10 protein-coding genes and 1 pseudogene are annotated in these 12,497 nt (G+C 40.7%); 6 read left to right on the top strand and 5 right to left on the bottom strand.

Translation table 11 applies throughout. The features are described 5' to 3' along the window. The first annotated feature begins 195 nt into the window (after positions 1-195). The gene (locus EKN56_RS14905) at positions 196-486 is read left to right on the top strand and encodes an IS1 family transposase (RefSeq protein WP_130592508.1); all 291 of its coding nucleotides are present in this window, start codon (positions 196-198) and stop codon (positions 484-486) included. Positions 487-594: 108 nt separating this feature from the next. Here the strand turns inward: EKN56_RS14905 and EKN56_RS20965 are convergent, their stop codons facing one another. Further along, on the bottom strand, positions 595-768 hold the full coding sequence (locus tag EKN56_RS20965; RefSeq protein WP_168189663.1) for a hypothetical protein: 174 nt from the start codon (positions 766-768) through the stop codon (positions 595-597). A 601-nt stretch (positions 769-1,369) separates the two neighbouring features. Between EKN56_RS20965 and EKN56_RS14900 the strand changes: the two genes are divergently transcribed. Together EKN56_RS14900 and EKN56_RS14895 are read left to right on the top strand one after the other, a co-directional pair. Further along, positions 1,370-2,398, top strand: a complete 1,029-nt coding sequence (locus EKN56_RS14900; RefSeq protein WP_130592507.1) for a PD-(D/E)XK nuclease domain-containing protein — start codon at positions 1,370-1,372, stop codon at positions 2,396-2,398. Positions 2,399-2,537: 139 nt separating this feature from the next. Then, positions 2,538-3,008 (top strand): hypothetical protein, encoded by a 471-nt coding sequence (locus tag EKN56_RS14895; protein ID WP_168189662.1) that lies wholly within the window; start codon positions 2,538-2,540, stop codon positions 3,006-3,008. Between the two features lie 67 nt (positions 3,009-3,075). Here EKN56_RS14895 and EKN56_RS14890 read toward each other — a convergent pair whose 3' ends face one another. Continuing rightward, the gene (locus tag EKN56_RS14890) at positions 3,076-3,903 is read right to left on the bottom strand and encodes a hypothetical protein (protein WP_130592505.1); all 828 of its coding nucleotides are present in this window, start codon (positions 3,901-3,903) and stop codon (positions 3,076-3,078) included. Positions 3,904-3,987: 84 nt separating this feature from the next. Further along, positions 3,988-4,812 (bottom strand): hypothetical protein, encoded by an 825-nt coding sequence (locus EKN56_RS14885; RefSeq protein ID WP_130592504.1) that lies wholly within the window; start codon positions 4,810-4,812, stop codon positions 3,988-3,990. A gap of 312 nt (positions 4,813-5,124) precedes the next feature. Between EKN56_RS14885 and EKN56_RS14880 the strand changes: the two genes are divergently transcribed. Beyond that, positions 5,125-5,715 carry a hypothetical protein gene (locus EKN56_RS14880; RefSeq protein WP_130592503.1) on the top strand — a complete coding sequence of 197 codons (591 nt, stop codon included), beginning with the start codon at positions 5,125-5,127 and terminating at the stop codon, positions 5,713-5,715. 93 nt (positions 5,716-5,808) lie between these two features. Here EKN56_RS14880 and EKN56_RS14875 read toward each other — a convergent pair whose 3' ends face one another. Together EKN56_RS14875 and EKN56_RS14870 are read right to left on the bottom strand one after the other, a co-directional pair. Further along, positions 5,809-6,432: a winged helix-turn-helix transcriptional regulator gene (locus tag EKN56_RS14875; RefSeq protein WP_130592502.1), complete on the bottom strand. Its 624-nt coding sequence runs from the start codon at positions 6,430-6,432 to the stop codon at positions 5,809-5,811. 536 nt (positions 6,433-6,968) lie between these two features. Further along, on the bottom strand, positions 6,969-7,583 hold the full coding sequence (locus tag EKN56_RS14870; protein ID WP_130592501.1) for a TetR family transcriptional regulator: 615 nt from the start codon (positions 7,581-7,583) through the stop codon (positions 6,969-6,971). A gap of 48 nt (positions 7,584-7,631) precedes the next feature. On the opposite strand from EKN56_RS14870, the pseudogene EKN56_RS21645 reads away from it, so the two are divergent. Both EKN56_RS21645 and EKN56_RS14860 read left to right on the top strand, forming a co-directional pair. Next, positions 7,632-8,789, top strand: a pseudogene (locus EKN56_RS21645) (efflux RND transporter periplasmic adaptor subunit). Positions 8,790-8,825: 36 nt separating this feature from the next. Further along, complete coding sequence (locus tag EKN56_RS14860; protein ID WP_130592500.1) at positions 8,826-11,924, top strand: efflux RND transporter permease subunit; 3,099 nt, start codon at positions 8,826-8,828, stop codon at positions 11,922-11,924. Positions 11,925-12,497: the final 573 nt, after the last annotated feature.

The raw sequence follows: 12,497 nt of genomic DNA, 5'->3' as shown, positions 1-12,497 counted from the left end.
ATCTTTTAATAAAGGTTGCTAATGTTCTTTGATTTATTTTTTAATATGTTTCTTGATGCGTATTTTCATGTTTTTAATTTTCTACTCATGAGAGGTGTTAATTTATAAAAGGTATTTAGCGTGCTATTTAATCATTTTTAAAAATATCAATAAATTATATAAATATTGATGTAATTATTAGGTCTGGAGTTAAACATGACGATTTTCTCAAAGAAGAAAAAAACTATTTGCCACATTTGCGGCAGAAACGATGGCACCAAGAAGTATGGTGTCGGGGCGGCCGGGCAGCAACGCTATTATTGTATGCACTGTAATAAAACTTTTCAGACAACTTACATATACAAAGGAAAGGAGTTCAACATTGCTGCTCAGGTAGAGGCGTTATGGGAAAAACATCATACACCTGAGCAAATCAGTACTGAGCTTCAGGTACCGTTAGTAAAGGTGAAGTCGCTTGTTATGCTGTTAGAAGAAAAAGATGTGTAGTTATCGCCGATAATCATGATTTCTGTTGAGCCGTCAGTGAATAATAGATAAAGAGCCCATGACTCCAGAAAGCAAAGGGCTCCAAATATTAAAGCCTGAAACACGATGTTATTCAGCGTGGTAGAGCGCCTGAAACAGGGATTCCATCTTTTCATGCAGGATAAACTGTAGCGATTCTTTTATTGCTGCATCATTAATTTTGATTACCGCATTGGCAAGGGCAAGGCACTGTTCTGCCAGTTCCAGCGGATCGACAGAGGTTGAATCGATGAGATTAAGCATGGGAGCATCTCCCGGCTTTCAGGCAACAAATAGAAATCGAGGATCGCTTTTCCGATCCGGATCTGCAATTGGATCGTTGCGAGTGTATAAATTCAGGGTGAGTTTGGGTATGCTTCACGACAGCCATGATGTTACTCCAGTAACGTTGTGGTCAGAGACCCCGTTAGTGTTCGCGCACTGCGGGGTTTCGCTTTTTTAGCTACCGGCAAAATTGCGGGTAGTGAAAGGACTGTATATTTGGGCAGTCTTGGGGTCAATGGGATGACTTGGTGGTTGAGGGGTTTATTTTAGAGTGGGGGGATGGATCGCAAAAAATTAAGAATCATTGCATAACAGCATATGATGGAAAGAAAATAGTAATTTTCTGGTGTTTTTACGAGGTGTTAAACCACCAATAATCGTGATAATTTACACATGTAATTGTGAGTCGATAAGTAACATTATGATAAGAATAACTTTAATATTAGTATTATTTGAAATAATAAAGTGAGTAATAAATTTTCTAACAATCTATCGTATTCATATATATGAAAAATAAGCGTTCATAACTTTTGGTGTGTTGATGCTATTTTGTTATCATTTTAATTAAGATATTTATTTTATGAAAAAAATTACAGATAGCTTAAGAGATCGTCATATAGGAAAAATAATATTATCAACGAGAAATTATATAAGGCTTAGTATTCTTTTAATATCGATAACGATAATATCTTTCGGTGCAAATTATGCACTTCTTGTTCAGTATGCTTTTATGCCTGAAGATGTAACAAACCCTGCCGTATATCGCTTTATGGAGTCTGATTTATTTAAAAGTAATACTAAAACTATTTTTAAAGAACTCGAAGATTTTAATAATGGAGTTCATGGAGCATCTTATCCAAAAGATATATATTTAAAATTTCCATCAAGCTTTGGCTTGAATATAAATTGGCATTATAAAATATCACCTATAAATAATTTTAATAACAATAAGTTAAAGTACGACTCTTTTATTAGTGTAAAATTAAATAATAATATATTGATTTTATTTATTTTAATAGAGAGTATTCTTTTTATTTTACTTGTTTATCTCATTTTAAATAAAAAATCTGAACCAGAAATAGAATATGAAAATAAGAGAATAGAGGAGTACTTAAAAGGTGAAAACTATCATATTGAAAATTATCATTATGATGCAATCAAGATTGTTACTGATATTTTTCATGGGTTTAATAGGTTTTATTTGCAACTAAACCAAAGATATAATAATAGGGCCAGTTTGGTAATAAAAGATGAGTATGATGTTCAGGATATTTTTAATGCTCTTTTAAAACTTCATTTTAATGATGTTAGAGCTGAGGAATATACACCGAGTCATGCGGGTTCATCTTCTAGAATTGATTTCTTACTAAATGATGAAAAAATAGCAATTGAAATAAAAATGACCAGAAATGGACTGAAAGATGCTGAACTTGGAGGTCAAATGCTAATAGATATTAATCGCTATTCATCTCATGATAAATGTAATTTTTTATTCTTTTTTATATATGATCCGAATTTTTTAATTAAAGAACCAGAGGCATTATGTGCCGATATTAAAAGTAAACATAAAAATGTAAAAGTTTTTATTTCGCCATTAAATATAAGTTAATTTATTTTTTACCTAATAATCAGAGGCTAAAATGAGTAAATATCTATACATAATTATCACAACCATAGTTTTTCTATTATCGCCTTCATTTTTATCTGCCTCAACCAACCTCAAAACCACCCAACTCCCCCTAAAATTCATGGATATCTATACCTGTGACTCTAACTGCGAGTCCCGTTACCCGATGCATCAGCTGTCCCAACTTCCCGCGCCACTCCAACAGTTAATCAACCAACAAAACCAGAAAAATATCTATAACCTGGACGGTGGTGAAGACGACGGTTACCTCTTTCTACCTGCACGAGGCGAGATACAAATTCTGATAGCCGCACGCTCCATCGTGGTTAACAGCTTTAGGTTAATGACCATAAAAGACAACAAACTTATCGACCAACAGCTGATTGGCTTTTCCGGCCCGGACGATACAGGCGTCATTAATTTCAGCATTGATAAAGACTATCGCCTGACGATCAAACGCGGAATATCAGATACCGAACATGAGAAGCCGGTTGTCTGGAGCGAACAGCGAGTTTATGAAATTAATGAAAACGGTAAACTTTCTGAAATCAGTAAAAAGACGTTTAAAGCGCAGAAGGGGAATGGCGGTTAATCTTCTCTGATGACTGGGGTTTTTTATTCACAGGCCACGAATAGCAGCCTGTGAACAGGCATGGTGATTAATGACAGAACTGGATCTCGCAGTTTTCGATAATCACTTTCTCACCGGGTTTGATCTCTTTCTTTGTGCCGGTTTTGGTATCGCTTAAATAGCACTTACCGTTTTCCAACGTAATCAACGAAACCTCTTTGCTCATGGCAATGCCTTTGGCTTTCAGCAGGATATCCATATCTGATGAGTAACCAACCTGAATCGCATCCTTACCCAGATTAAGCACATACTGGTTAATCGGTTTTGCCATACTGATGCCGCTCTGTTTCAACGGTTCAGAATAAACTGTCACATCAACCCAGCCTTTACGGAACATCACTTCAGCGCTTGCCACCACAATTCCGATAACAGCACCGGTTACCGCAACGCCGGTTACAAAGCCTAAATGGAGATACATCAGCAGGCAACCCGCTACGCCGCCGATTGCGCCGGCGATAATCGCCAACTTAGCGCCCATATTAGGTATGTTTCTGGAGACCAAAAATCCACAGGTCGCCCCACAGATACCCCAGCCAACAATACGGCCATAATAGGCAAACTCAGAGTTTGTCATAATGCAGAAATAGACAATCGCACCGCCAAGGGCACCAAACATAAGGCCCTGAAACAGAACAGCGGTCAGTTTTGATAAGATCGGGAAGGTTCGTGATTGGTAATAGGATTGACCAATTACGATAAATAACGAAATCAGCGCGGCATTATAGCCTCCACCAACGGACCAGCTTGTCAGTGGGCCAGGAATAGGTGTCGCATGGTACAACAACGCGCTGAGAAAACCGGCCACGCCTCCAGTGATGCCAAAAACGATACTTTTCTTGCCGTTAAAAATTGCCATAAAATCATCCAATTGATTTAAAGAGTATATCCAGAAAACATCTGTTTACAGGCCACTGAATATGGCCTGTAAACAAGGGTAGGCTTAGTTACAAAACTGGATTTCACAGTTCTCGACCATCACTTTCTCGCCCGGTTTGATCTCTTTCTTTTCGCCGGTTTTAATGTCATTCAAATAGCACTTATCGTTTTCCAGCGTAATCTGAAAAACCTCTTTGCTCATGGCAATGCCTTTAGCTTTCAGCAAAATATCCATATCCGCTGAATAACCAACCTGAATCGCATCTTTACCAAGATTAAGTACATACTGGTTAGTTTTCTTTGCCATGCTGATGCCATTCTCTTTCAACGGTTCAGAATAAACCGTCACATCAACCCAGCTTTTGCGGAACATCACTTCAGCGCTTGCCACCACAATCCCGATGGCCGCACCCGTCGCAATAACGCCTGTTACATAACCCAGATTGAGATACATTAACAGGCAGCCTACAGCGCCACCGATAGCACCGGCTACCATCGCCAGCTTCTTACTCATATTAGGGATTTTCTTGGATACCAGAAATCCACAAACCGCTCCGCTGATCGCCCAGCCAATAACGCGGCCAATATCTCCGGAGGAGGTTACCGCCATAAAGATGTATACCGCCAGACCGCCAAGGGCACCAAAAATGAAACCTTGAATCAGTATTGATATCAATCTTGATGTGACGGGAAGCGTTCGCGACTGGTAATAGGACTGGCCGATAACAATAAATAACGAAATCAGTGCAGCATCAAAACCGCCAGAAATTGTCCAACTTGCCAGTGCGTTGGTAATATTGACCGATTCATATAACAGAGCGCTGAGCAGGCCTGCGAACCCGCCGGTGATGCCAAAGACAATACTTTTTTTACCGTTAAAAACTGCCATAAAACCATCCATTTTATTAAGAGAATATCCGATAAATTCCAACCTGCGGATTTAAGCGTCCGGATAGTATCGTGAATTCCGGTTGCCAGTAAACCTGCTATAACCTCTTAATTTTTCAGAAATCAGTCAATGGAAATTAACCGTTTTATATCCCACAACCACAAGCTAAACCATTTAGGAAGTATATTAATAACCCCAACAGTGATTGTTGCTCTGCGAACGTTAAGTATAAATTGGTAAGCCTAAGCAGATAGATTGTTTAGCGTGTCCGAATTTTATTACTTATTGCGAATCACATGGAGATGAATAATCATGACGTTACTTAGTAAATTGATTAAAACTACTGCTGCGCTTTCCTTCTTAACTGCTTCTATTTTTTCGGCTCAGGCCGATACTATTCCGCTATCCGGAAACGTACAAACAGAGCTGCTTGTCGCGAAAGTAGTTTCAGTGGACCAGAGTAACCATGTCATTGTGTTGTCCGGTAAAGATGGTGAAGAGACTAGTTTTCAACTGACCGATCGGGCAAAAGATCTGGAACATGTAAAAACCGGCGACATGATTGAGGTCACTCTGGAGCATTCTGTTGCTGTAGCACTGGAAACCGATGTGAATCAGGCAGCCCCCATTATGCTGACAAAAGAAGAAGTCAGTCAGGCTACCAAAGATAATCCTACGCCAAACGCCAACGCACTCCGTCAGGTGAATATATCGCTGAAAATTACGCATATCGACCTTAAAAAGCACCAAATAACGTTCGAAGGCCCCGCAGGTCGTAGCAAAGTGGTTTCAGTTAAAAAACCTGAAGTTCAGGCTCGCTTAAAAGATCTGAAAGTTGGCCAAAGTGTACAAGTAACCTATACCGATTTGGTGAAGATTACCGCTGACCACGGTAAAAAATGATTTGATATAACTGCCACTGCTCTATTTATGAAGGAAAATTATTTATCCGAAATAATTTTCCTTCTTTTTTACTATGAATATTTCTAATTAAAATCAATACCGTAGTGGTATTTTATTGATTTTAACCAGATGCCCCTTATTCAGCTCAATGTAATTTCCTGTTCTGAGTTGCGATAACATTTTCATCACACCACTACGAGACAATCTCGTATGATCCTGAATATATTGAACGGCAGTAATATTATTCCTGACTTCTTCTGGCTCATTAATAAGATTAATCAATTGATTACGGGTGATTTCATAAGCACCGAGCGCAGTTATCTTTGTATGGTACTCATGCATGCGACGTATGATAAACGCCTGGAAAATAGATAATTGTTCCCACAATTTTTCACTTTCGATGATCTGTGTTGCCTTTGCGGTGGGGAGTATTGCGATGGTCGAAGTGGTCTTAGTAGTAAAGAAATAATCCTCTGCTCCCGGGATAAGATGGTTGCTTAACCCTAAAACGGTAGGAGCGTCTGCTGAATAGATAACCATTTCATCTACTACTCTGTGTAACTGCACATGACCATCCTGAACCAGATAACATTGGTCGGTACAACAAAACTTCTTATGGGGCGGACTGATTTGTTGATGAGCGTAAGGGAGTAATTCATTGATTAATGTTTGAATGGCATCTATTGGTTTATTGATACTGCTTAATGGCAAATCCATTCTCGTTCTCCATTCGAGTATGCTTATTATTTCTTGTTTGGTCTTATTGAGTATTTCCGCAAGCGGGTATTAAGTAAGTTTAAACATCCTGTTATAGGTTCTTCAACCATGCTTAATATCTTTACTGGATATTAATAGTGTCGAAAATAATGAAGTGGTTAACATATTGAACTACGGTTATTAAAAATGGATATAACTATAAAACAAGTGTTGCTTTCATCGTTTCTGTGAATCGTGAATTATTCTATGATGTTTTTATTATTACAAATTTTATTTTGTCTGTTTTAGGATTTTTTAATTAATGATAATTTCAATCATGGGGTTTTAAATATTAAAAGTTACCTAAAACCTTTGATTTACTCTCTTGAATATCACTTTTTTTTATTGTCTTTTATAAAGTGCTTTGATGTGCGGTGTAATTTTACACCGTTACTTTTTTATTGGTTACTGTATATTGTCAAGATTGTGAATGATGGAATAACTGAGCTCTTTATATAATTATAGACATATTAAATGCATGCCATAAAGACTATTTATTATATTATTGGAGCGGTTTCCAGAAACCGGAGAACAGCTTTTTCGCCGTCTTTAGAAAGATTGAACTTATCAGGTTCTGCCAGCCAATACTCAATGATACCAATAACAAATATCCTGATCATGGTGGCGTTTTTTTGTATATCAAAATTTTCCTGATAAACCCCGGACTCTTTACATTTAATGAGCGCAGACTCAATGTCGCCATCATTAAAAAGAATATTTTTACGAATGTTCTTTATTGCGTCATTTCTGTATGCCAGTTCACGATCGAAAAATATTAACGACATAATCATAGCCTGTTTTTTATCGTGATAAATAATATCTAATGTTTTAATTAGCGCTTCTTTTAGTGCAATAAACGGATTTGTGTTTAGCATTATATGAAAGGGTTTTATATGTTCAGACTTCATCATTTCAAAGTCGCAGAAAATTTCATGCAATATGTCGTCTTTGTTTTCGAAATGCCAATAAATAGCCCCTCTGGTTACCTTTGCTAAGGTGGAAATATCAGAAAGAGAGGTTGATGTGAACCCTTTGCTGGAAAATATTTCCAGTGCGGCATTCAGGATATTTTGTCGTGTAATGAGTGCTTCTATTTTTGTTTTTCTGGCCATAAGACTTGCTGAATATATTTTAGTTAAGATGTTTTCTTTGAGGATATAATGAAAAGTCAAAATAAATCTGCTTTATTCCAGTGTATTATTGGATTAACAATTGTACTTGCCATTACTGGCTGTAATGATGAAAAAAATACCAGTGCTGCATCGGTAGTACTTCCGGTTGATGTGGTTACCGTAAAAGGAATTATTCTTCCGGTTACGACAGAATTACCCGGACGTATTTCCGCTTATCGCACAGCAGAAGTTCGTCCACAGGTTGGTGGAATTTTACTTCATCGCTATTTCTCCGAAGGTAATGATGTTAAAGCCGGGGATTCGCTCTATCAGATCGATCCGGCGACCTATCAGGCAGAACTTGAACAGTCAAAAGCAGATTTGGCTAAATCATTAGCCGCGGCAGAGCTGGCAGGCTTAACGGTGAAACGTTACTCTCCTCTGAGAAAAAATCACTATGTCAGCCAGCAAGATTACGATAGTGCTGTGGCTACCTCGCGTCAGGCTGATGCGCAAGTGTAGGTCTCTCGTGCGGCGGTCGACACCGCCAACATTAAACTGAATTACACCAAAGTCATCTCTCCCATTAGCGGTCGCGCAGGCAAATCATCGGTTACAGAAGGTGCACTGCTGACCACTAACCAGCAAGATGCCATGGTCACCGTGCAGCAGCTTGATCCTATCTATGTTGACGTTACTCAATCCAGCGATAGCTACCTGAGCTTAAAACGCGCCATATCAAATGGCGAAATGCAAAGCCCGCAGCAGAACGGCGAGGTGAGTTTGCTGTTGGATGATGGCAGTCAATATAGCTTAAAGGGCCGTCTCGAATTTTCTGATATTACGGTAGATAAAGATACTGGCTCTATCACCATAAGGGCGTTATTTCCTAACCCTAAATATGAGCTATTACCCGGCATGTATACCCGTGCTGTTGTGAATGAAGGCACGCTCAAGAGTGCAATTTTGGTTCCGCAGGAAGGCGTAATGCGCGATCCAAAAGGCATGGCCACTGTCATGATCGTCGATGACGCCAATAAGCTTGAAATTAGACAAGTTAATGCAAGCCGGGCCATTGGGGAGCAGTGGTTGATTTCGGATGGATTAAAAGAGGGTGACAAAGTTGTGGTCAGCAATCTTCAGAAAATCAGACCAGGAATGACGGTATCAGCCACAGAACGTCACCTCGACAGTCAGGTTAAGTGAGACGGATTTCATTATTATGATTAAGGCAAAATAAGTATGTCTAATTTCTTTATTGAACGGCCAATATTTGCCTGGGTTTTGGCAATTATCGTCATTCTGGGAGGAACGCTGGCTGTTCTTAAACTTCCTATTGCGCAATATCCGACGGTAGCGCCTCCTGCCATTGCAGTTTCGGCCACTTATCCCGGCGCGGATGCTCAAACCGTACAAGATTCGGTCACTCAGGTGATCGAACAGAATATGAACGGAGTGGATAACCTGATGTATATGTCCTCAACCAGTGATTCGGCTGGCGGAGTGACTATTACATTAACGTTTAGCTCTGAAACTGACCCGGATATTGCTCAGGTTCAGGTACAGAATAAACTGCAGGGAGCCATGCCGTTACTGCCGCAGGAAGTTCAGCAGCAGGGTATTAGCGTGGAGAAATCCAGCAGCAGCTATTTGCTGGTTGCCGGTTTTGTTTCTGAAAATGCTGATTTAACCGATGCCGATCTGTCGGACTATGTATCATCAAATATCAAAGATGAACTGAGCCGCACCAGCGGCGTAGGGAATGTACAGCTGTTCGGTGCGCAATATGCGATGCGTATCTGGTTAGATCCCAATAAATTAAACAAATACCAGTTAACACCACTTGATGTGGTTAACGCGCTTAAAGAACAGAATGCGCAGATTGCAGCAGGGCAGCTCGGCGGTACACCGCTGGTGGATAATCAAAAACTGAACGTTTCAATTATTGCGCAAACCCGTCTTACTTCTCCGGATGAATTTTCACAAATTCTGATAAAAGTGAATTCTGATGGCTCGCAAGTCTTATTAAAAGATGTCGCCAGAATTGAGCTGGGCAGTGAAAACTACAACACGCTGGCGAAGATTAACGGCAAGTCAGCCACCGGACTGGGGATCAAGCTGGCGACCGGTGCCAATGCACTGAATACTGCCGCAGCAGTGAAAGCACGGCTGGTTGAACTACAGCCTTTTTTCCCGGAAGGGATGAAAACCGTTTACCCTTACGATACAACCCCATTCGTTAAAATATCAATTTTTGAAGTCGTAAAAACGCTATTTGAAGCCATCGTTCTGGTTTTTCTGGTGATGTATATCTTCTTACAGAATATCAGAGCAACGCTGATCCCAACCATTGCTGTGCCGGTAGTTCTGTTAGGGACTTTTGCCGTTTTAGCCGCGTTTAATTACTCGATTAATACATTAACCATGTTCGCGATGGTACTGGCGATTGGATTGTTGGTGGATGATGCGATTGTTGTGGTAGAGAACGTCGAACGAGTAATGGAGGAGGAGCTTTCGCCTAAAGAGGCCACTCGTAAATCAATGGGGCAAATTCAGGGGGCGTTGGTAGGCATTGCACTGGTGCTGTCTGCAGTATTCTTCCCGATGGCTTTCTTTAGTGGTTCTACCGGGGCGATTTACCGCCAATTTTCAGTCACCATTATTTCCGCCATGGTGTTATCGGTATTTGTTGCTTTAATACTGACTCCGGCACTGTGCGCCACGTTATTAAGAAGTCATGATGAGAAGCAGAAAGAATATGCCTTCTTTACCTGGTTCAATAAACTGTTCGAAAAGAGTGCCGACCATTACACCGATAGCGTTAGCCGGGTGTTGAGTAAGTCAGGGCGCTTTATTGTTATTTATCTGTTTATCTTTATCGGTATGGTGACACTATTTATTAAGCTACCAACCTCCTTTCTTCCTGATGAAGATCAGGGCGTTTTCATGACTATGGTACAACTGCCAGTAGGTCAGACTCAGCCTCAAACTCAAGTGGTTCTTGATCAGTTAACGGATTATTTTTTGACTCATGAAAAAGATAACGTTGAGTCGGTATTTACCGTTAATGGATTTAGCTTTAGTGGACAGGGGCAAAATGCGGGGCTGGCGTTTATTAGCCTGAAGTCCTGGGATGAGCGTAGCGGTTCGAAAAACAGTGCGCAGGCCATTATCGGACGGGCATTCCTTGAATTTCGAAAAATTAAAAATGCCATCGTTATTCCTTTTAACCTGCCGGCGATTATTGAACTGGGTACCGCAACGGGGTTTGACTTTGAATTAACCGATAAAGGTAATCTTGGTCATGAGAAACTGATGCAGGCCCGTAACCAGCTATTAGGTATGGTGGCAGAGCATCCTGATATTTTGCAGAACGTTCGTCCCAATGGTCTGGAAGATACGCCACAATATAAATTACAGATTAATCAAAGTAAGGCTCGTGCGCTAGGCGTATCGATTTCCAACATTAATCAGACCATCAGCACTGCGTTGGGTGGCAGCTATGTTAATGATTTCGTCGATCGTGGAAGGGTGAAGAAGGTTTACGTTCAGGCTGATGCTCCCTATCGAATGTTGCCGGAGGATATAACCAATTGGTTTGTTCGTAGTAACAACGGGGAAATGGTGCCTTTCTCTGCTTTTGCTTCATCCATCTGGACTTATGGTTCTCCACGTCTGGAACGTTATAACGGTCTGCCTTCTATGGAAATTCAGGGGGAGGCCTCTGCGGGTAAAAGTACCGGTGAAGCCATGACGCTAATGGAAGATCTGGTGGGAAAACTTCCTGCCGGTATCGGCTATGACTGGACGGGCATGTCCTATCAGGAACGTCTTTCAGGTAATCAGGCTCCTGCGCTTTATGTTATATCGCTGGTGATAGTCTTTTTATGTCTGGCGGCGTTATATGAAAGTTGGTCAATACCCATATCGGTAATGCTGGTTGTGCCACTCGGTGTCGTGGGTGCGCTGCTGGCGGCCACTATGCGAGGATTAAACAATGACGTCTATTTTCAGGTAGGGTTACTGACAACGATCGGTTTGTCGGCTAAAAACGCCATTTTGATTGTGGAGTTTGCCAAGGATTTGATGGAGAAAGAGGGCAAAGATCTTATTCAGGCCACCCTTGAAGCAGTAAGAATGCGTTTAAGACCAATACTCATGACATCGCTGGCCTTTATTCTGGGGGTATTACCTCTGGTTGTGAGCCACGGTGCGGGTTCAGGGGCTCAAAATGCCGTAGGTACTGGGGTAATGGGCGGCATGATTACGGCAACGCTGTTGGCAATATTCCTGGTGCCGGTATTCTTCGTGGTGGTTCGCCGTCGGTTTTCGAAGAAATAGCGGCTGAAAAGTATTATCAGACGCAGAAATAAGCGGGAGAGCATTATGCTCTCCCGTTTTTCATTTGAATTGTGCCCGCCTGTTTCCTGGCCCGGAGTCGTTCATTTACCTGTTTTTTTGTTGATAAAAAACCACGCAATTCAAATAGCATGATCGACTCTATGTCAGGGTAATTCATGCTGATGGTTTTAATCTGAAAACCCTGGTCGGCATCATTAACTATATGTAATTACTTCTGTGGTTAATTATATAAAACGGCTGTATTTGCAAGGCGTTATTGATTGTGCCCTAATGCGTTCTCCGTAAGAGAAGTGGCGTTTAAGAGCAGGTTTTGGCACTGGTAAATCATTCACATCAGACTGGTTTTCGCAAAGCTAATGCTTACTCGATGCCCGGAATAGAGAAGCGGACTATTTTTATCATGGTTTATGATATTCCTCTTGCTCAAGAGGGCGTCAATCCTGCTCTCTGGCGGAAGAGACAATGGTTAAACTTTCCGGTGAATTTATTGCTCTGTTAAATTGGCTGTTTTATTTTTCGGGTAGCAATAGTTTTAAACCGTAAGTGAAAAAG

Origin of the sequence: Limnobaculum zhutongyuii, assembly GCF_004295645.1 — a bacterium.
Lineage (GTDB): Bacteria > Pseudomonadota > Gammaproteobacteria > Enterobacterales > Enterobacteriaceae > Limnobaculum > Limnobaculum zhutongyuii.
The sequence above is the reverse complement of the archived record's forward strand: the minus strand, read 5'-3'. Positions and strand labels throughout refer to the sequence as shown.